At 38.0% G+C, this 19,608-nt stretch carries 21 protein-coding genes; 11 read left to right on the top strand and 10 right to left on the bottom strand.

All coding sequences use genetic code 11. The features are described 5' to 3' along the window. The 6 genes from F9U64_RS22890 to F9U64_RS07385 form a co-directional block, all read left to right on the top strand. The coding region (locus F9U64_RS22890; protein WP_228275617.1) for an MFS transporter at positions 1-663 on the top strand (663 nt) is incomplete at its 5' end. Between the two features lie 715 nt (positions 664-1,378). Further along, positions 1,379-2,290 carry a hypothetical protein gene (locus F9U64_RS07365; RefSeq protein ID WP_153402367.1) on the top strand — a complete coding sequence of 304 codons (912 nt, stop codon included), beginning with the start codon at positions 1,379-1,381 and terminating at the stop codon, positions 2,288-2,290. Between the two features lie 12 nt (positions 2,291-2,302). Beyond that, entirely contained in the window at positions 2,303-2,962 is a 660-nt protein-coding gene (locus F9U64_RS07370; RefSeq protein WP_153402368.1) for a DUF4129 domain-containing protein, read from the top strand. Continuing rightward, positions 2,959-4,095, top strand: a complete 1,137-nt coding sequence (locus tag F9U64_RS07375) for a DUF4350 domain-containing protein (RefSeq protein WP_153402369.1) — start codon at positions 2,959-2,961, stop codon at positions 4,093-4,095. The genes F9U64_RS07370 and F9U64_RS07375 overlap by 4 nt, the downstream gene beginning before the upstream one ends. Further along, on the top strand, positions 4,088-5,017 hold the full coding sequence (locus F9U64_RS07380; RefSeq protein WP_153402370.1) for an AAA family ATPase: 930 nt from the start codon (positions 4,088-4,090) through the stop codon (positions 5,015-5,017). Before F9U64_RS07375 ends, F9U64_RS07380 begins: the two co-directional genes overlap by 8 nt. Continuing rightward, positions 4,971-6,326, top strand: coding sequence for a DUF58 domain-containing protein (locus F9U64_RS07385; protein ID WP_153402371.1), 1,356 nt, complete (start codon positions 4,971-4,973; stop codon positions 6,324-6,326). The genes F9U64_RS07380 and F9U64_RS07385 overlap by 47 nt, the downstream gene beginning before the upstream one ends. On the opposite strand, the gene F9U64_RS07390 is transcribed toward F9U64_RS07385, so the two are convergent. Beyond that, a complete protein-coding gene (locus F9U64_RS07390; RefSeq protein ID WP_153402372.1) occupies positions 6,306-7,274 on the bottom strand; it encodes a stage II sporulation protein M in 969 nt (322 codons plus the stop codon). The two genes, F9U64_RS07385 and F9U64_RS07390, sit on opposite strands and share 21 nt — an antisense overlap. A 97-nt stretch (positions 7,275-7,371) precedes the next feature. Here F9U64_RS07390 and F9U64_RS07395 point away from each other — a divergent pair, with 97 nt between their 5' ends. Continuing rightward, a complete protein-coding gene (locus tag F9U64_RS07395) occupies positions 7,372-8,145 on the top strand; it encodes an RDD family protein (protein ID WP_153402373.1) in 774 nt (257 codons plus the stop codon). A 27-nt stretch (positions 8,146-8,172) separates the two neighbouring features. Beyond that, positions 8,173-8,952, top strand: coding sequence for a class I SAM-dependent methyltransferase (locus tag F9U64_RS07400; protein WP_153402374.1), 780 nt, complete (start codon positions 8,173-8,175; stop codon positions 8,950-8,952). 142 nt (positions 8,953-9,094) lie between these two features. On the opposite strand, the gene F9U64_RS07405 is transcribed toward F9U64_RS07400, so the two are convergent. Next, complete coding sequence (locus F9U64_RS07405; RefSeq protein WP_153402375.1) at positions 9,095-9,253, bottom strand: hypothetical protein; 159 nt, start codon at positions 9,251-9,253, stop codon at positions 9,095-9,097. Positions 9,254-9,554: 301 nt separating this feature from the next. Here F9U64_RS07405 and F9U64_RS07410 point away from each other — a divergent pair, with 301 nt between their 5' ends. Further along, the gene (locus F9U64_RS07410) at positions 9,555-10,337 is read left to right on the top strand and encodes a TIGR00266 family protein (RefSeq protein WP_153402376.1); all 783 of its coding nucleotides are present in this window, start codon (positions 9,555-9,557) and stop codon (positions 10,335-10,337) included. A gap of 45 nt (positions 10,338-10,382) precedes the next feature. On the opposite strand, the gene F9U64_RS07415 is transcribed toward F9U64_RS07410, so the two are convergent. The 5 genes from F9U64_RS07415 to F9U64_RS07435 all read right to left on the bottom strand — a co-directional run bounded on the left by F9U64_RS07415 (position 10,383) and on the right by F9U64_RS07435 (position 14,235). Next, positions 10,383-10,622: a MerR family transcriptional regulator gene (locus tag F9U64_RS07415; RefSeq protein ID WP_153402377.1), complete on the bottom strand. Its 240-nt coding sequence runs from the start codon at positions 10,620-10,622 to the stop codon at positions 10,383-10,385. Positions 10,623-10,648: 26 nt separating this feature from the next. After that, the gene (locus F9U64_RS07420) at positions 10,649-11,383 is read right to left on the bottom strand and encodes an exonuclease domain-containing protein (RefSeq protein ID WP_153402378.1); all 735 of its coding nucleotides are present in this window, start codon (positions 11,381-11,383) and stop codon (positions 10,649-10,651) included. Continuing rightward, a complete protein-coding gene (locus tag F9U64_RS07425) occupies positions 11,377-12,339 on the bottom strand; it encodes a DUF294 nucleotidyltransferase-like domain-containing protein (RefSeq protein WP_153402379.1) in 963 nt (320 codons plus the stop codon). Before F9U64_RS07425 ends, F9U64_RS07420 begins: the two co-directional genes overlap by 7 nt. 26 nt (positions 12,340-12,365) lie before the next feature. Beyond that, the gene (locus F9U64_RS07430) at positions 12,366-13,634 is read right to left on the bottom strand and encodes an ammonium transporter (RefSeq protein WP_153402380.1); all 1,269 of its coding nucleotides are present in this window, start codon (positions 13,632-13,634) and stop codon (positions 12,366-12,368) included. A gap of 391 nt (positions 13,635-14,025) precedes the next feature. Next, positions 14,026-14,235, bottom strand: a complete 210-nt coding sequence (locus F9U64_RS07435; protein ID WP_153402381.1) for a CDGSH iron-sulfur domain-containing protein — start codon at positions 14,233-14,235, stop codon at positions 14,026-14,028. Positions 14,236-14,345: 110 nt separating this feature from the next. Between F9U64_RS07435 and F9U64_RS07440 the strand changes: the two genes are divergently transcribed. Next, positions 14,346-14,705: a carboxymuconolactone decarboxylase family protein gene (locus F9U64_RS07440; protein WP_153402382.1), complete on the top strand. Its 360-nt coding sequence runs from the start codon at positions 14,346-14,348 to the stop codon at positions 14,703-14,705. A 215-nt stretch (positions 14,706-14,920) separates the two neighbouring features. Here the strand turns inward: F9U64_RS07440 and metA are convergent, their stop codons facing one another. Next, on the bottom strand, positions 14,921-15,826 hold the full coding sequence (metA, locus tag F9U64_RS07445) for a homoserine O-acetyltransferase MetA (protein WP_153402383.1): 906 nt from the start codon (positions 15,824-15,826) through the stop codon (positions 14,921-14,923). Positions 15,827-16,167: 341 nt separating this feature from the next. Continuing rightward, complete coding sequence (locus F9U64_RS07450; protein WP_153402384.1) at positions 16,168-16,773, bottom strand: YpjP family protein; 606 nt, start codon at positions 16,771-16,773, stop codon at positions 16,168-16,170. A gap of 198 nt (positions 16,774-16,971) precedes the next feature. On the opposite strand from F9U64_RS07450, the gene F9U64_RS07455 reads away from it, so the two are divergent. Beyond that, positions 16,972-17,796 carry an MBL fold metallo-hydrolase gene (locus tag F9U64_RS07455; protein WP_153402385.1) on the top strand — a complete coding sequence of 275 codons (825 nt, stop codon included), beginning with the start codon at positions 16,972-16,974 and terminating at the stop codon, positions 17,794-17,796. 344 nt (positions 17,797-18,140) lie between these two features. Here the strand turns inward: F9U64_RS07455 and F9U64_RS07460 are convergent, their stop codons facing one another. Then, positions 18,141-19,556, bottom strand: coding sequence for an MDR family MFS transporter (locus F9U64_RS07460; RefSeq protein ID WP_153402386.1), 1,416 nt, complete (start codon positions 19,554-19,556; stop codon positions 18,141-18,143). Positions 19,557-19,608: the final 52 nt, after the last annotated feature.

Here is a 19,608-nt window from a genome sequence, read left to right on the forward strand (position 1 = left end):
TATTCTTTATCATTGATCATTACAGCGATTGTTTTAATGGCACTAATTGGAGCTGAGACCATCCTGCCATTATATATGCAGACTACCAGAGATTTTACACCGTTAGATTCTGGTTTAATGCTGTTACCTGGTGCTATTGTGATGGGGATTATGTCTCCGATTACCGGTATGTTATTTGATAAATTCGGAGCAAAATGGCTTGCTGCTACTGGTCTAGCTATTGTAACAGCAACAACATTCTTATTTACAAACTTATCAATGGATACTGCGTTCAGTTACCTAACGATCATTTATGCTATTCGTATGTTTGGTTTATCACTTGTTATGATGCCTGTTATGACATCAGGACTTAATCAGCTGCCTGTAGAGTGGCATCCGCATGGGACAGCAATGGCAAATACAATGCAGCAAGTATCTGCTTCGATCGGTACAGCTGTTTTGATTTCATTAATGACAACAACTGCTGCAAACTATCAGCCTGATCAGTCACAATTAGAAGGTTTAACCGAGCAAGAGGCAATGGCGCAAGTTGCCAGCAACGCTGCCATTAGCGGTTATCAGACTATATTCTGGGTTGCTACAATATTATCCATTGTCGGTCTGGTCTTATCATTCTTATTGACAACAAAGAAAAGCGAGCTGGCAAAAGAAAAAGCAGCATAAATAAAGCAGAACTGTAATAAGGATGGGACAAAAGTAATTTGTCTATACTGTAATCCGAACAATTGGATTTTGTTCGGATTATTTTCTTTTATGAAAACAGGATCTTTCGTCCTCTATTAGTTCCTGCTTTAGAAGAGAGACTTTCAGGTGAAGTTGATGATGGTCATGCCTAAATTTACCTTAAGTGAGGATGTGTTAACAGGAAGATATTCGTTCTACTTATTGGTGTAGGAAACCCTTAAAAGCTGGGGAAAATGCGAGACTCCTGTAGGAACAGCGCGAGCTGAAGATCCACTTGTTAAAGCGGGTTTCTTTAACAAGTTAGCTGAAGCCGTGCCTACGGAAAGCGAGTATTTTCCCCAGCGGCATTTTAGCAGTATCTAAATTAGTACATTAGTGAATGACACACTTGGGTATTTGTTGTTCGGTTTTTAGATTAACTATTTTTGTTATGTCTAAACCTTTTTTTACATTTTTTGTTTTTATTGTTATTATTTTATCTTATTTTGATAATTCATGTTAAAATATGGGGTGGATATAAAGTGAGACTTTAATCAGCAGGGGTTTTCTATCCCCCAATGGATCATTAGCGAAACTTATCAGAATGCTTAGCGTCTGTTATCCCCTACTTACCATCTTTGTGTTATTCAATACTTTTCGTTTAGGGTATTACAGACAGTTAGCGCTGGATAAAACTTAGGAGGAATTAACTTTTATGAATACTGGTACACAGAAACCTTTAAATTTCGGAAAAATATTAGACCAGACTTTCCGTATTTTAAAAAATTATTTTAAACCATTGTTTATGATTTCTCTTCTAATTATGACACCAATATATCTTCTGCAAATACTTACTTTATTAATAAGTGGAAGAGATTTCATTATGAGTGCTGACCCAAGCCAAAATTTCCTCTCACAGCTTACGGCGAATACGGAGTCCTTTGCCATAACTACAATTACAGAAGATATTGGCGTGATTATTTCAGGTTTATTAACCGTTATCGCAACACCAATTATTGTCGGGGCAACTATCTATGCCGTTAAATTCGCACGCGAAGGCAAAAAGGTAGCAACAAGAGATATGATAAAAATGGCATTGCCAAGGTACTGGCCTATGTTCGGGACAACACTACTCTTAGGAATTATAATTTTTCTAATTATTTTTTCCACCATTTTCCTTGCTATATTTATTGGAGCAGCAGCCTCTTTTGCTGTTCATCCGATCGTTGGTATTCTATTAGGCTTCCTTTTAGTTGCTGGTATATTTATTGGTGCAGGTTTACTTCTGACAAGATGGAGTTTGTCAATTGCTGCTGTCCTGTTTGAACGGGTGGCACCAGGTTTTACAAAAAGCTGGCACTTAACAAAGAGACAAACATGGAAATTCTTTGGATTATTTATTATTTTATACATCATTATGTATACAATCAGTTCTATCCTGCAGGTGCCTTTAATCCTGTTGGGAAATAGTATCCTATCAAACTTATTAATCAACTTTATTACGATGGTAGCTAACATTATCGTTTATGCAGGATATGCTGTCATGTACTTTGATGCTCACCTTAGATACGAAGCAGGTGATATAAAAGAAATGCTGGATTCATATGATAGTCTAGAACAATCCTAAAGGAGCATATTGATGAAAGGACTTGAAGGAAATCAATCACGACTAGAGGAGATCCTTAGCAGAAGAGAATACCAAATCTATTATGAAGATAATAGAGGATTACTTGAAATATTATGGGACGCAATAAGTGGCTGGATTAATGACTTGCTCGCTGAAATCTTTGATTCTTTTGTACCTGGGTCAGGTGTCGGTAACACGATTGTAGTCATAATAGTAGCATGTATCATTGCTGCCATCATTACCGGAATTTTCTTTAGCGTCAGATATTTTGCGAGAAAGAAACATTCTAAACATACGCTTCTGCACACAACACGAGAAATGGAGTGGCGTTATACGGAGCATCTTAAAGAAGCTGAAAGGCTTGCCCAGCTTCAACAGTATAAATTGGCAACAAGACATCAATTTCTAGCCTTATTACTATTACTTCATGAGCGGAAGCAGCTGGAAGCTAAACTATGGAAAACAAACTGGGATTATTATGACGAACTGAAAAAAGCAGACTCCCAGCTTGCCGAAGGATTCTATGAAGCTGCCACCTTTTTTGAACGGGTTATGTACGGTGAACAAGAAGTAATAGATTCTGACTTCCACCATGTAAAAGAAAAAGTAAACCATTGGATAATGAAAATAGAACAACAGGCTGCTGCTCAGAAGGCAGGTGATAACGGATGAAGAATAACAGAGATAAAAAGATCTACCTGTATGGTGTGTTTGCTTTTATTATGTTAATCATCGTCAGTATGCTCTCTACAAGTAATTCACCAAAAGAGTATCCAAATTTTGTGACAGAATCACCGTCGCCGACTGGAACAAAGGCTCTTTATACATATTTACAAGAACAGGACATAGAGGTAGAGACACAAGCACAGCATCCAACCGAAATAACATCTGACGGAAGAGAAGTCAGAATGCTGATGAATCCATCGATTTCTACAGATGAGCAAATTGCGGATCAATACAAAGACTATATGATGGATGGAAACACCATCATCTTATGGAAGTATAATCCTGATGGCTTATTCGAGTTAGAAACGGAGCCTGTTCATAATGGATCAGATGAAGTTCAAACAGTTGAAGTGCAATTTAACAATCAACCCTACGATGCTCAAATGGAGAGTAATGTTCGCTTAATGACAAAAGAAACTGATCAGGTGTTGCTGGAGGATGAATTCGGAGTTGTCGGCTTAGAACGGCAGGTTGGTAATGGGACGCTTATTACCATTTTAGAACCTGGCTGGCTTACAAATGATTTCCTTACAGAAGAAGAACATACAGCTTTAGTTTTCCATATTCTCTCTTCTGCTGAAGGTCAAACGCTTGTTTTTGATCAATACAAAAGAAATAGCGGGGAACAGATCCGCTCCCATTTTTCTTTGTATCCAGATTGGGCATATGTCCTTTTAGTTGAAGGAATTCTGCTAACTATTCTTCTGCTCTGGCATCAAGGGAAACGATTTGGTCCGATCCTTCCAGTGAGAGAAGAACATGTTAGATTCAGTGATGAACGAATTAGAGCTCTGGCGATTTGGTATTTAAAAGGAAAAAATTATCATACCTCACTAGTAGATCAAGCCAATTTCCTGAGAGAAGTAATCCGTGAACGTTACGGTATCCCTTATAGTAAAGATTGGAAAGAGCGACTGGAATTATTGGATAATCAGATAAATATACCAGCCAAAGATTTACAAGTTTTTGCAAAAGAATTGGAACATATATTGCAGCAGGAAAACATCCATAAACAAACATATTTACAATGGTCAAAAACGATCAACAATATTAGGAAAGAGGTGGAAAAGGATGAGTGAATCAATTTCATCCCTTTTGTCAAAATATGAAGAAAGAATTATCGGCCAAGGTAAGAATCTTAAATTATTACTAACTGCAGCCCTTGCTGGTGGCCATGTCTTAATTGAAGGGGTACCAGGAACAGGGAAAACACAAATGGTCAAAACATTGGCAAAATTAGTTAATGGTACATTCAGTCGAATTCAATTTACACCTGATTTATTACCAAGCGATATAACTGGAAGTTCTATTTACAATATGAAAGAACATGCCTTCCAAACGATCAAAGGGCCGATTTTCACCAATGTTTTACTAGCTGATGAAATTAATCGGACTCCCGCTAAAACACAAGCAGCATTGCTAGAAGCGATGGAAGAAAAGCAAGTTACCATCCAGGGGGAAACTTATCAATTACCAGCATTTTTCTTTGTTGCTGCAACACAGAATCCGATTGAATTTGAAGGGACTTATCCTTTACCAGAGGCTCAGCAGGACCGATTTTTGTTTAAATTAATTATTGATTTCCCAACATTGGAAGAAGAAATAAAAGTATTGCAATTAGTTGTGAATGAGCAGTCCTCACCTGCAGATATTCCTGCTATTTTTACCCAAGAAGAACTTCAGCAATTCCAACAGAAAATTCGTAATGTTACTATTAGTGAACAAATTGCGGATTATATGATGAAAATTGTCAGGAAAACTAGAGAATTAGAGAATATCCAAAATGGGGCAAGTACTCGTGCAGCGATTGCGATTGCAAAAACCGCTCAAGCGTGGGCCTATTTAGATAACAGAGATTATGTGACACCTGATGATGTAAAAGTTGTTGCATTACCCAGCTTAAGACACCGTATCCAACTATCCCCTTATGCAGAATTGGAGGGATCTGATATCGATGAAACGATTCAAGAATTGGTGGGATCGATTGCTGTTCCGCGATAAGGGAATTGTTCCAACAGGACGACTTCTCTTATTCTATTCCATTTTCACTATTTTTTTATTAATCATTTCATTTTGGCGCTTTTCCTGGCTGTTCTTAGGGATTTCCACGGTGATCGTTTTGTTCGTTTCCATACTGGAAATTATCTTTATACCAGGCAAAAAAGAGGTAATTGCAAAGAGAATCATTTCTGGTGAAATAGAGCGTTATGAAAAGAGCACGGTATCTATCTCTATTCAAAATCAATCAAACTATGATGGAATGGTGAGACTGGTTGATGAGATACCTGCATCATTTCAAACAATATTTCCATCAAATGTACCCTTACATAAGGAAAAGGAAACCATCGTTGATTATACTATTTTCCCGCAGGTACGAGGCAAATATGTAATTGACAAGCTTTACCTTAGAATAAGAGGAAAATTTGGTTTATGGGAGAGACAAATTACCACATCACTTCCTGATGAAGTGAAGGTCATCCCTAACTTATCTGAAACCAAACGCTATTTAGAAAGTGCCCAAAAATATTTGTTACATGAAGGAATCAAAATTCGCAAAACAAAGAGCGGGGTTGGCGAATTTTCCAAAGTCCGAAACTATGTAGTGGGAGATGATCCCCGTAAGATTAACTGGCGGCAATCGGCTAAATTACAAGAAGTAATGACAAATGAATTTGAGCCAGAACATGGAAAAAATATGGTGATATTAATAGACTGTGGACGGATGATGGGTGTTGAATTAACAGAAAGCAATCGTCTGGAAAAATCTATCGAAGCTGCCATCACTTTGGCCGCTGCCGCTTTAGATAACGGAGATTATGTTACTGTGATTATTTTTTCCAAGGAAATTAAAGCAGTGGTCCCGGCTGGTAAAGGATTAGCTCATTTAAACACCATTTTACAAACCATCTACAGCGTGCAAGTGGACCCGCAAGAATCCAACTATCCGCTCGCGATGCAATATGTTCAGTCAATCCAGTCCAAACGAAGTATGATTATACTATTTAGCGATGTTCAGACATTTATTCACGAGGACCATAACTTGTTGTACATGAAGAAAATCAGAAAGAAACATCTTTTCTTAATGATGGGAATCGAGGATCAACTCTTGCAGCAAAAAATAAGGACAGAACCGGTTTCTGCCCTTCACACAATGCAAAAAAGTGTTGCTCAAAAACATCTTCTTTACCAAAAGGAAGTTATGTTAAAGTGGCAGAAACACGGATTGCCGATGATAGAGGCACCTGCAGAAAGGTTAGCCGTTACTGCCGTTTCCCAATACATTCATACATTAAATAGAGGATTGCTGTGAGATTCTTCTTTGTTTCAAGATTTGTCCCAGAACCATATATACAATCAATCCGGCACCCGTAGTAATCGCAACAGCATATTTTGCTTCAAGTGACAAGCCTGCGGGTGTAATGTAGCCTTCAATAATTCCGGCAATGATAAACAGAGGAATTGTTCCGATTAATAATTGCACCGAACGAATCGTTTGTTTTTTTAATTGATAGCTTCTTGAATGTTTACCAGGAACGAACATTTTATAACCCATTAACAAGCCTGCACCACCTGCTATAAAAATGGCAAAAAGTTCAATGACACCATGCGGCACAATATAGGCCCAGAAAACATAGGAATTGCTGTAATTCCAGAATAATCCAGCTAATGCACCAACTAAAATCCCATTATATATCAGTACATAGACTGTTAAAATACCAAATGTGATACCACCCGCAAATGCCAGAATGGCTACTTGAATATTATTTGTCATGATTTCTGTCGACATAACAGAAGGACTGACAGCCGCAGGGTCTACTCCCAGCATTTCGGGATTCACTGCCTGAACCATCTCTTCAGGTAAAATGCCGTAAATATGGAGAGGGTCATTAACTACAGCAATAAAGCTTGCTAATCCGCCAAGCGCGAATAACAGCATGGCTATCAATATTGCCTGCCACTGTTCCAAAAGCAGCCCGACAAATTTTGTACTAAAGAAATAACGAAATTGTTTCCAGGAGGATTGCTCGGAGCGATAAAACACATTGTGCGCCTTTGCAACTAATTCATTCAAATAATTTGTCACATCATCTTTTGGAAAGTATGTTTGACTATAAGATAAATGTTGCGAAACTTTTTGATAGGTATGATGGAATTGATCGATTATTTTATTTGTTGGTTTTTTTTGCAGTTGTTTCGTCAGCTTTTCTAATTTGTCCCACTCCGCACGATTGTTCTTAATGAAATGATTCAATTGCATATAATCACCTGTTTTTCTATCTTTTTACTTTCATTATACTGGATTATCTTTTATGCGAATAGATGTTATTTATATTTTACTAGAAAGGTGTGTACAAATGAAGCAAGAGATGTTAGATGTCAAAACACCGGAATATGTATCATTACAATTCCAAATAGCAGGACTTGGGTCTAGAGCAACTGCCTTCATTATTGATCAGGCTATCCTGCTCTTAACACAAATCATTATTATTATCACGTTCTCCCTATCTTTACAGAATAGTTTGTTAGATATGGAAGAACTGTTAATATCTATTATACTCATTTTGTTATTTCTTCTCAATTTTGGCTACTTTATTATATTAGAATTCTTTTGGGCTGGAAGAACGATCGGAAAACGAATGTTGGGGTTACGGGTAATTCAGGAAAACGGTCATAGAATCACTTTCTTATCTAGTCTTATACGTAATTTTATGCGCTTAATTGACAGCTTGCCTGCCGGTTATCTTATTGGATTATTATTAATCTTCTTACATCCTAAACACAAACGTTTAGGAGACATGACAGCAGGTACTTTAGTCGTTCATGAATACCAGCTGTCAAAAAAAGAATCACGGTTAGAAAAACAGATCCATAACAAAGGCCTATCCAAAGAAATGTTAGAATTGAACTCTCTGCAATTAAACCAGTTTAATAAAAAAGATTGGGAGTTACTCTCAGCATACTGTCAGCGGATATCAGATCTGCCAATAGAAGAAAAAAATAATTTAACGAATCAAGTAGCAGATATCTTGTTAGCAAAAATTGATCTGTCTGGTCAAAGTGTCTCACGATCAAAAGAAGATCAACTTTTCCTTTTATACTTGCACTTAAAAGAGGAATGGGAGTATTAATACTTAACAGAACAGGAAATGAGAATAATGATCATAACAACTGCAGGACGAACGAATAGTAGTTTAACAACCAGAGCAAAGACTATTGCTGATACCTATAATATTCAATACATTGAAAGAAATGGCTGTTCCATTAATACGTTGATGGAACAATATCAAGATGACATTGTTATTACGGGAATGGAAAAATTAGTTGCTATGTCAAAGAAAAGTGATGACAAGCTTTTTTTCCACCCGAACTTAGCACTGATTCGAGCAAAGAGGTTGGCACAGCTTGAAAAGGATCCATTTGTCGAAATTTCACAACTACAGGAAGGGATGTCTATATTAGATTGTACATTAGGATTAGCATCTGACAGCATCATTGCAAGCATTGCTGTGGGTAATGGCGGAACGGTATACGGGTTGGAAGGCAATCCATTGCTTTATCTTTTGGCCAAAGAAGGATTAGCCTCCTTTTCTAGTGGCAACTCCTTATTTGATGAGGCAATGAGAAGAATCCATGTGATCAATAATGAGCATTACCATTTTCTGAAAGAAGCTGAAACAAATTCATTTGATGTTGTTTATTTTGATCCAATGTTTGATACTGGCGTTGAGGGTTCCAATGGGATTGGTTCGATCAGAGTTCATGCATTAAGGAACACATTAACACAAGAAACCATTGATGAAGCAAAGCGTGTTGCAAAAAAACGGATTATCTTAAAAGATCACTGGAAAAGTGACCGATTTGCTCAATTAGGATTCACCCAATACAAACGGAAAACCGCGCTGTTTCATTATGGAGTCATCGAAATAACTACATAATCACAAGGTTGGCCTTCTCCTTGTGTACTCCGCTCATTTTCAGCTCTATAATATACAAGAAACCTCCTGGCACTTTGTGCAGGAGGCTTTATTTTGATCTAGTCATTTTTTTATTCTTCTAATCGACTAGTTAGCGTCTTTATTATTGTTGTTTTACGATAGCCGGTTGAACCTGGGTGTTTGCATCTAGATTCATTTCTACTTTCAGTTTTTTGCGGCGGGAAGATATTTTCTCCGCAACAGACAAAACTAGAAAAGTAAGCAGAATAGTCAAAGTTACCATGTATAAAGAAGTTACCATAGTCAACTATCCCCTTTCGCAATTAAAATTGTTCATTTATTAATGAATTCCTCTATATACTACCATATTTTATGAATTTGTAAATATCATTTATGGAATTCTTTTAAATTCTTTTTAATTCTCTATATTATAATCATATACTCAGAATTTGCTTAGGTTTTTCTTGCCTAAAATCGCTAAACTTTACTCATTTTCATGAATAAATATTCACTATTTTTTCAATTTTCAGAAAAGTTGAAACATTAAGCAGAAAGTATCGTATACTTAGCATGCAAACTATAATCAGGGAGGGGTATTAGTAATGAATAATCATGAAATTGATTACAAGTTATATGGAGATGATATGCAGTTCGTTGAAGTCGAATTAGACCCGCAAGAGACTGTTATTGCAGAAGCAGGAAGTCTGATGATGATGGATGAAGATATCAAGATGGAAACCATTTTTGGTGATGGATCATCTAAGCAAGGCGGTCTTGTTGATAAACTGATAGGTGCAGGGAAAAGAGTGGTCACAGGGGAAACCTTGTTTATGACAACATTTACGAATAATGGAATGGGTAAGAAACTTGTATCCTTCGCTTCCCCTTATCCAGGTAAGATTATTCCAATGGATTTAAGTGAGCTAAACGGTAAAATCATCTGTCAGAAAGATGCTTTTTTGGCTGCTGCTAAAGGAGTATCTGTCGGAATAGAATTCCAGCGCAAAATTCGCACAGGTTTCTTTGGCGGAGAAGGATTTATCATGCAAAAACTTGAAGGAGACGGAATGGCTTTTGTTCATGCCGGTGGTACGATTCACAAAAGAACATTAAAGCCTGGAGAAAAACTTAAGGTGGATACTGGGTGCCTTGTTGCCATGACAGGTTCTGTTGACTATAATATTGAATTTGTCGGCGGAATCAAAACAGCTCTATTCGGAGGAGAAGGGTTATTCTTCGCTACTTTAAGCGGACCAGGAACCGTCTGGATTCAATCACTTCCATTCAGCCGCTTAGCAAGCAGAGTATTTGCAGCACTTCCGGAAAGAGGCGGCAACAAAGGGGAAGGTGGAATTGGCGGATTGTTTGATATGTTTAATAAATAATAGCAAAAAACTCCCTTAGCTTTCCTTCACAGGTAACTAAGGGAGTCAGTCTTTTAACATTGCCTTTATTCCTGCAATATTAATACCCTGATCTATATATGCTTTTATTTGCTTCAGCCTCTCAATATCATTCAATGAAAACAATCTTCTGTTTCCTAAATTCCGCTTCGGGCTTACCAATCCTTGTTCTTCATAATAACGAATCTGCCTGCCTGTTAATTTGGTTAGTTCCTCAACAACGCTGATCGGAAAGGTTGCTTTATGATCTGGAATATCATGTTTCAAATGATTTCGCTCCTCTCATTATCACCCTATGGTAAACTCGCTATATGAGTGTAAGCATCTTTTAAATTTTCAAAGCCCATTTCTTCTACTTTTTTTACACATTCTGACCAGATTCTGGCTGTTGCCACTGCGTCATATAACGCATGGTGCCTTACCCCTATATCCACTCCATAGAATTCACACCAATCATCCAAAGTGACTTGTGGTGCCTCAGGTGTGACTACCTTTGTTAAAAACGTTGTATCAATAATTCGGTGCTGGAAACTTGTTTTCAGTGCAGTCCAGCTGGCATGCTTCATAAATTGCTTTTCATGGCTGGAATGATGGGCAACAAGTGTATCACTTTTAACAAATTGAAAAAATTGACGTAACACTTCATCAAGTGGTGCAGCTTGACGCAACTCATATGCCGTTATACCTGTTAATGCCTCAATATCTTCTGCCAAGGGAGATTCACTGTAAACCGTTTTATAAAATAATTGATCCCGCTGAACTTCTGAACCAATCATTTTGACTGCTCCAATCGAGAGGATCCGGTCCCCATTGTATGGATAAAAGCCTGTTGTTTCGATATCAAAGACGACGATAGGCAATTCCCTAAATGGAACGTTTAACACATCCTTCTTTTTCAATTCTCTTTGTAAGTTTCTCATATATGCAATTTTTCTAGGATCTGTTTGGTTAGATATGGATGTAACATCATTGCCATATACTTTGCCTGACATTTGCTTAATAAATTGCAGCATTTGATTCATTACCATGATAAACACTCTTTTTCAATAAAAGATTTGGTCGTTTCAAATAAATCTGCACCACTTTTCATGAATTGTTTCAACTCCTGTTTATCACTTTTTGATAATTTGTTTAATGATACATAATGAACTTCATCATAATTCTTTGCTTCCTTCGTAAATAGATAACGAAATTCTAATAACCTTTCAAACTGATCCTCATATTCTGCTAAAAATGGGTAGCTGTCCTTTAAATCGTTAAACCTTACAGCTGTTGATACAGAAAAACTATGATTCACTAACGCTAATAACCTTAAAGAGTTGACATAAGGAAAAAAAGTAGTTGTTTTTAAATGAATATGCCCTGTCATTGGACCAGACTGTTCTGGCAATAATTGACCGAAGATTCCCACTCCTTTTCTAATAAAATCAACATTATCGATCAGTCGCTTATACACTTGAGGATCACTCCCCAGATGTTGAAAGGTTGCTTTTTTTATTTCATCTAAAAATGCTGTTTCACCAATGATAACTCTTGAATCAAAGAAAGTAGAAAAATGCCTTAATGACTGCCATGTTGCTTCATTCAGCCACATGTCCACTTGAGCTGTCCAATTTTCTACAGAATGGGTCCACATCGGTTCAGATGCCATCACTTTCCCATCACATTTCGGATAGCCCACGATCTCTAAGCCATTTGCAATTTCCTTTCCTAACAAGAGAAAATATTCTTTCTCTTCATCAGTACCTTGATAGACAATGCCATGATCCTGATCAGTCCAGATTGATTGTTCAGATCTTCCGGCACTTCCCATTATAAAAAAAGCGAAGGGAGCAGGTGCCTTCCCCTGCTCTTCCTCTACTTTTTGCATTGCTATTTCTACTGTATGCTTAATTAATTTGTCATGAAATGTGTTTAACTCACTGTAATCTTTTTGTTTATGGATATTTTGCTCCCGGAACCGTTTAATCTCATCGTATTCCATATCGGAAGTCAGCTCCTTTAGCCGTATTACCTCGCTTGTTGTTCACTTGGATGCGGAATATTTTCAGGATAACCGTAGCTTCCGTGTTCACTTAAGTCAAGTCCGATGATTTCTTCCTCTTCTGAAACTCTTAAACCGCCCATCACTTTATCCATTACTTTTAAGATAATGAATGATACAACAAATGCATAAACACCACTAGCTGCTACACCTAAAATCTGAACACCTAATTGTTCAAAACCGCCGCCGTAGAATAACCCCGGCTGACCCCATTCCATACCAGTCGATAACTCTGGTGTTGCAAAGAATCCTGTTGAAATTGTTCCCCAAATACCAACTGTACCGTGTACGGATAATGCGAAGATTGGATCATCAATTTTCGCACGATCGAATAAGCGCATGCTTCCATATACCATTAACCCGCCGACAATACCGATTAGAACAGCTGCCCAAGGCTCAACGAAACCACAAGATGCGGTAATTGCCACTAAACCTGCTAATGCACCATTTAATGTTGTTGGTACATCTGCTTTTCCTGTAAATGCCCATACGATGAACATTGCTGCAATTGCGCCAGCCGCTGCTGCTAACTGTGTATTTAAAATAACAAAACCGAAGAATGCATCCGAAACAGCGAAAGTACTAGCACCGTTAAATCCAAACCAGCCTACCCATAATAGTAAAACCGCTAAAGCTGTATAAACCTGGTTGTGACCTGCTATATCATTAGAAGAACCATCTTTATTATATTTACCGATACGAGGTTTCAAAATCATCGTTGCCGCAAGTGCTGCCATAGCACCAGTTAAGTGTACAACTGTTGAACCTGCAAAGTCTTGTTTGCCGTGGTCTGCTAACCAGCCGCCACCCCAGATCCAGTGTGCAACGACCGGATAAACTAATGCGGAGAATAAAACAGCAAATACTACATATGCTGATAACTTCGCACGTTCAGCAAATCCGCCAAACGCTACTGTTAATGAAATAAGTGCAAACATCATTTGGAACATAAAATCAACTGCCGGTGATAATCCTTCTTCCGCGAATGTTGTATCACCATAAAAGAAATTAGAAAGTCCAATAAACCAGTTACCTTCTCCATAAATAAATCCATAGCCTACAGCCCAGAACACTAATGATCCAATACCGATTGTGAAAATTGTTTTCCCCGCAATGTGACCGGCATTTTTCATTCTAGTAGAACCAGCCTCAAGTAAAATAAACCCACCAATCATTAATAAAACTAAAAAAGTACCAATAATGACCCATAAATTATCCATAAGTACAGTTTCCATAGCGTTTTTCCTCTCCTTGTCAATATTATTAACATCATCTGTTAAACATAGTTTAAACTGGATCGGAAATGCTCACAATTTTTATGTAAGGTTTTCTGACATGGTTTTTCGAAGAATGAAAAGAGCGGAAAATATGGACTTTAATATTATGATTAGCTTTTTAACACATTCAAGGTAAATTAGATGGTCTAAGTAGTAAAGAGGTTGATCTCCAATATCAAAATCGGCTTTAATCTTCTGGCTTTGGCACGGAAGAAAGCAGTGGGACACTTAACTTCAAAATTAGATTTTCCTATCCATCCACAAGCTTCTTACCTTAATATTATTCTTAACATAAAGAAAAAGCACACATTCTCCATTTAGAATATGTGCCCTGTCATCTGTCTCAGTTTTATTTTGCTCTGATTTGATCTTGAAAACCTATCTCTTTATGTGATCCATCACAAAATGGTTTATTCTTCGATGCACCACAGCGGCATAATGAGAATTTCTCTTTTGTTTCAAATGCATTCCCTTCAGCATCAACCAGTTCTACATCACCTGTCACAAGAATGGAACCATTATCCCTTACTTTTAACTGTACCTTTTTATTTTCTGTCATTTTTATTACCCCCTAAAAAAATATTATCGGTTTCTTCACTATATGTCTAGATGATTTTATGTATAAAATGAGTGAACGGACAAATATTAAAATGAAAGGTGGGGTATCGCATGGAAACAAGCAATTATTTTGATCAGGCAATTGAAGATTATAAACGCGGAACAACAAAGATGAAAGAGCAGCTTCCTGATATGACAAAAGGATATTTTCATTTTACGGAAGAAGCTTTCCGTGCAGGAGAAATTGATCAAAAGAGCAAACAATTAATGGCATTAGCAATTAGTATTTATGCTCAGGACGAGTACTGCATTATCTATCACACAAAAGGCGCCGTAGAGAACGGCGCAAGTGAGAAAGAAATAATGGAAACTCTTGCAATCAGCGCAGCACTTGGCGGTGGTGCAGCTTTTGCACAGGCAGTGACATTAGCAATGGATACTTACAGCCACTACCAGCAAACATTACATTAATTAGAAAAGCGCAAAGCGCCCGTTCTGCCCCGACAAGCTTAAGCGAAACTGCGACGTGGCGACCTTTGCCACATAGCAGGATCGCTTAAGACCTCGAGGGGCAGGCGCTTGGAGCTAGACATCTCCTTTTATACTTTCTTTACTTATAAAAAAAGTGCTTGAATAGAGAATCCATTCAGGCACTTTTTACCTTTTCTTAAAGAAATATTCAATTTCTATAATTTGTAAGGTGTCTCCTGGTAAACATAGTAGTTTAACCAATTAGAAACAAGCATATTGGAATGCGTTCGCCAACGCAGTTTCGGTGTTTTCGCCGGATCATCATCAGGATAATAATTAACAGGTACTGGCGGATTCAGCCCAGCTTCTGTATCTCGGTCAAACTCTTTTCGCAGTGTAAATGCATCATATTCCGGATGCCCTGTTACGAAAATCTGTTTCCCGTCATTAGATGCACTGATATACATACCAGCTTCTTCCGATTCACTTAAAATTTTCAGATCTGGATGCTGTTCAATATCTGTTTTTCTAATATCTGCTTCGCGTGAATGCGGCACAACGAACTCTTCATCAAAACCGCTTAACAATTTCTCATGCGGATCTGTTAAACTGTGGGTAAAGACACCCGCTAATTTTTCTTCCATGATGTATTTATCGATACCATAGTGATAGTAGAGTCCTGCCATCGCACCCCAACAAATATGCAAAGTGGATGTCACATTTGATTTGCTCCATTCCATAATTTCCGATAATTCTTCCCAGTACGTTACATCTTCATATGGAAGTTTTTCAATTGGCGCGCCGGTAATAATTAATCCATCATATCTATTAGCCTTCACGTCATTAATCGACTTATAAAACTGTTTTAGATGTTCAGCTGAAGTATTCCTTGAAGTATGTGTGCTTGTATGAAGCAACCCTATTTCCAATTGTAATGGACTATTGCCTAAAAGACGTAAAAGATGTGTCTCTGTTTGTTGTTTTAATGGCATCAGATTTAAAATCAAAATCTTCAATGGTCGAATATCTTGTGTAAATGCCCGACTTTCATCCATAACAAAAATGTTCTCTTCTTTCAATTTACTCTTCGCCGGCAGTAAATCTGGCACTTTAATAGGCATAAGGCAATGCTCCTTTATCTATATAAATACTCAATATAAAGTAATCCCAATCCTTGTTTTTGACAATTTTCACGATAAGATCTATTTTACCTATTTTCCGCAATAAAATAAAGGAAAATGTTTCAATATAAAGCGAGACTTTGATCAGGGGAGTTATGGCCCCCACTGATCATTAGCGAATCTTATCAGGATGCCTATCGTCTGTTTTCCCCCACTTCTTTCTTTGTGTTACTTAAACTTTCCGTTAAGGGAATTACAGGCGGTTAGCGCTGTGGTGAACAGTTATGTGTGCAAAAAAGATGCCCCTCCGTATCTCAAGGCATCCTTCCGTACAACTTTCTTTAAGACATCCATTTTGGAGGGGTATTTTTACCCCAGTAAATGTCGGCAATTGTGTAATGTTCAGTAAAATTATCATGAGCTAAATGATAGTGGAATTGAAAATAATAACCTTCTTTTGGACGTTTCACTTGTTTTACATGAAATGTAGCAATATCTTTCTTTTGGTCCACATCATATAAATTAAAGATTCTTTCCCCATATCCGGATGCCGGGTCTTCTGCAATCACTAAATACTGACTCTGTTCTTCACCAATCTTGGCATACAAATTATCCAGCACTAACTCCATGTTTGGCAAAACAATCTCTTCAAGTTCCCTGTCAATTGTCAAAGAGATTCTTTCCCCGAGTTTCTCCATTAACTGATACTTCGCCTGGTCTGTTAATGCCTCAAGGTAAAGTTCATTACTGTTACCGACAACAGACTCTTCCTGCAGTTCCAGATTGACTTGCTGTTTTGTAACATTGGACAGATCGTTATTGTCAGGAGAAACCTCTCCTTTTCCGGACTCATCAAGGTCTGCATCAACATAAATTGGCGGAATATAGAATCCCAATGTCAATATAGTGACCATCAATACGGTTATTTTTTTCATCCACATCTTCATTGTAACCGATCTCCCTCATATCATCTTAACTAAAATTTTAACATGTTTTAAGTTTTTGTCCATACATGTTGATTGTTTTTTCAACATTTACACAGCTTTTACTAAAAGTGCGATCAACCAGGAAAATGGAGCCTTTGTATAAAATACTGTAATTAAGAAAAAATATGAATAGTATGCAAGAATGGAGCGATACAACCTATGGAAAGAAACTACACAGAAAAATGGCAGCAATACGAAAGAGACTTTGACCATGCAGTAACTGAAGAGGTGGTTCGTGATGTTGCTTATTACCGAACCTTTTTAGCCAATGTCATTATGATCGGCGCGCCTGATGAAGATTGGATATTAGTTGATACAAGTCTGCGCAGATACCATGAGCGTATTCTCCATGCCTGTGAAGAACGTTATGGTACTAAAGCGCCTAAAGCGATCATCCTGACTCACGGTCATTTCGACCATGCTGGTTCAGCAAAGAAACTGGCGGAACATTGGCAGGTTGATGTGTATATCCACGAAAATGAAATAGACTATGTTACAGGCAAGAAGGCATATCCTCCTGGGGATCCAACTGTTGGCGGCGGACTTATGTCTTTATTGTCAGCAGCGTTCCCGACAAAGCCTGAGCATTTGGAAAAAGTGGCCAAACCTTTACCAGGAGACGGGAAAGTTCCCTTCCTTGAAGATTGGCGCTATATCGAGACACCAGGTCATACACCAGGACATATCAGTCTCTATCGAGAGAAAGATGGAATGTTAATCGCAGGTGATGCCATTTCAACAGAGAAGTCTGAATCATCTCTGTCTGTCCTGTTTCCCTTTCAACATATATATGGACCTCCTGCTTATTTTACCGAAGACTGGATGGGAGCAGAGCAATCTGTGAAAAAGATAGCACAATTAAACCCATCGACTGTTATCGCAGGCCATGGATTGCCAATGCAAGGGGAAGCGATGCAAAAAGAATTAGAAGAACTGGCAGCAGGCTTTATCGAGCGTGCCATTCCTAAGCATAAAAGACATTAGTCCGTTCTAACTCTCATAATCGAGAAGCTATATACCCTCTCACAAACGGTGTAGACACTGCCCTTAGCGCAGGCGTCCGCTTCAACTCCTGTGGCACCGTTTTATCCGAAGATCCACTTTGTCATGCGAATTCCGCATGACAAAGTTAGCTGAGGAGAAAACGCCACGGAAAGGGAAGCGGACAGCCGTAGCAATTATTTAGCAGAAAGCGAGATTTATCAGGAGGTATATTGACTATTCCACCAGCAACATTTATGCCTAGTATTACGCTTTATACCTAGGACCCCTTTATCTCAGGCATTTTATGCATTTCTATCTTTTAAAAAAGAGATTAGCTAAGGGAGCTAATCTCTATCATATGCCTCCTGATCAATGTCAGAAGGACGGCTGTTTTTCACAAAGAACGAAACAACCAAAGCTATTACGGTCACAATTGATAAAACCATGAAAGCAGTATTAGATCCGATGATACCAGGGAAAGGTTCACCATTTTGCTCTGCGGCCCTTTCCGTTGTTGTCAGCACAGTAACAAGGATTGCTGTCCCAACAGATGCTGAAACATTACGTAACGTATTATCCATCGCAGCACCATGTGCAATTAACCGTTTTGGCAGCTGATTTAATCCTGCTGTAGCAATTGGCATCATGACCATCGACATCCCTAACATTCTAATCGCAAAAACGACTGTCATATAAGTAATAGAGGTGTTTTCATCTAATATCGCAAATAGAAAAGTACCTATTGTCATTAACACAAGTCCTGGGATAGCAAGCCATTTGGCTCCCACTTTGTCAAAGATACGACCAGTAATTGGTGACATAATCCCTGTAATTAACGCTCCAGGCAATATCACCAGACCTGCATCTACTGCCGTAAAATCACGAGCCTCCTGCATATACAATGGAATTAATGTCTCTACTGCTATTAATCCCATAAAAGAAATCATCCCGATTGCAACAGATAATGGGAAAACAGCATATTTAAACACTCTGAATTCCAGCATAGGGTGATCTAAATTTAACTGACGCAGGATAAACGTGATTAAAGATACAGTACCTACTATAAGTACAATTATTGTTACAGGTGAGTCCCAGCCGTTATTACCGGCATTGGTAAAACCATACAATAAGCCTCCAAAACCTAGCGAAGATAAGATAATAGAGAGAATATCAACTTTCGGTTTGGACACTTCTGTTACATTTTTCATCACAAAGTATGCCACAATAATATCAATAATAGCGATTGGCAGAATAATATAGAACAAGAATCGCCAAGAATAATATTCCGTAACCCAACCGGATAATGTCGGTCCAATTGCAGGTGCAAAGGAAATAACCAACCCGACTAATCCCATCACACTTCCTCGCTTATTAACAGGGAAGATCATTAAAAAGACGGTTTGCATTAATGGAAGCATGACACCCGCACCAGCTGATTGAATAACACGACCAGCTAACAGAACAGAAAAATTCGGAGCAAGTGCTGCTACTAATGTACCCAGCGCAAAAACACTCATAGCTGTAATAAATAATTGCCTTGTCGTAAAACGATCAATTAAAAATGCAGTAATCGGGATCATAATACCATTGATTAACATAAAGATCGTTGTTAACCATTGCGCGGAGTTTGGAGTAATTCCCATCTCATCCATAATAGGAGGTATTGCTGTAATCATTAATGTCTGGTTTAAAATTGCAATAAACGAACCTGCCAGTAATAGTGCGACAATCGTTCCACGCTTTTGAACTGAGTTAGTCATCTATTCACACCTTTCCTTTACTTTTTTCACTAATTTATTTCTAGTCACGAAA

This window comes from Gracilibacillus oryzae, assembly GCF_009498735.1.
Taxonomy (GTDB): domain Bacteria; phylum Bacillota; class Bacilli; order Bacillales; family Amphibacillaceae; genus Gracilibacillus; species Gracilibacillus oryzae.

Excerpts from the sequence above, each read along its gene's own strand:
- F9U64_RS07380 (WP_153402370.1), top strand. The coding sequence starts at position 4,088 with ATGAGTGAATCAATTTCATCCCTTTTGTCAAAATATGAAGAAAGAATT.
- F9U64_RS07385 (WP_153402371.1), top strand. The coding sequence starts at position 4,971 with ATGAAACGATTCAAGAATTGGTGGGATCGATTGCTGTTCCGCGATAAG.
- F9U64_RS07370 (WP_153402368.1), top strand. The coding sequence starts at position 2,303 with ATGAAAGGACTTGAAGGAAATCAATCACGACTAGAGGAGATCCTTAGC.
- F9U64_RS07460 (WP_153402386.1), bottom strand. The coding sequence starts at position 19,556 with ATGACTAACTCAGTTCAAAAGCGTGGAACGATTGTCGCACTATTACTG.
- F9U64_RS07395 (WP_153402373.1), top strand. The coding sequence starts at position 7,372 with ATGAAGCAAGAGATGTTAGATGTCAAAACACCGGAATATGTATCATTA.
- F9U64_RS07440 (WP_153402382.1), top strand. The coding sequence starts at position 14,346 with ATGGAAACAAGCAATTATTTTGATCAGGCAATTGAAGATTATAAACGC.
- F9U64_RS07400 (WP_153402374.1), top strand. The coding sequence starts at position 8,173 with ATGATCATAACAACTGCAGGACGAACGAATAGTAGTTTAACAACCAGA.
- F9U64_RS07410 (WP_153402376.1), top strand. The coding sequence starts at position 9,555 with ATGAATAATCATGAAATTGATTACAAGTTATATGGAGATGATATGCAG.
- F9U64_RS07390 (WP_153402372.1), bottom strand. The coding sequence starts at position 7,274 with ATGCAATTGAATCATTTCATTAAGAACAATCGTGCGGAGTGGGACAAA.
- F9U64_RS07375 (WP_153402369.1), top strand. The coding sequence starts at position 2,959 with ATGAAGAATAACAGAGATAAAAAGATCTACCTGTATGGTGTGTTTGCT.
- metA (WP_153402383.1), bottom strand. The coding sequence starts at position 15,826 with ATGCCTATTAAAGTGCCAGATTTACTGCCGGCGAAGAGTAAATTGAAA.
- F9U64_RS07435 (WP_153402381.1), bottom strand. The coding sequence starts at position 14,235 with ATGACAGAAAATAAAAAGGTACAGTTAAAAGTAAGGGATAATGGTTCC.
- F9U64_RS07365 (WP_153402367.1), top strand. The coding sequence starts at position 1,379 with ATGAATACTGGTACACAGAAACCTTTAAATTTCGGAAAAATATTAGAC.
- F9U64_RS07420 (WP_153402378.1), bottom strand. The coding sequence starts at position 11,383 with ATGGTAATGAATCAAATGCTGCAATTTATTAAGCAAATGTCAGGCAAA.
- F9U64_RS07425 (WP_153402379.1), bottom strand. The coding sequence starts at position 12,339 with ATGGAATACGATGAGATTAAACGGTTCCGGGAGCAAAATATCCATAAA.
- F9U64_RS07430 (WP_153402380.1), bottom strand. The coding sequence starts at position 13,634 with ATGGAAACTGTACTTATGGATAATTTATGGGTCATTATTGGTACTTTT.
- F9U64_RS07450 (WP_153402384.1), bottom strand. The coding sequence starts at position 16,773 with ATGAAGATGTGGATGAAAAAAATAACCGTATTGATGGTCACTATATTG.
- F9U64_RS07455 (WP_153402385.1), top strand. The coding sequence starts at position 16,972 with ATGGAAAGAAACTACACAGAAAAATGGCAGCAATACGAAAGAGACTTT.
- F9U64_RS07405 (WP_153402375.1), bottom strand. The coding sequence starts at position 9,253 with ATGGTAACTTCTTTATACATGGTAACTTTGACTATTCTGCTTACTTTT.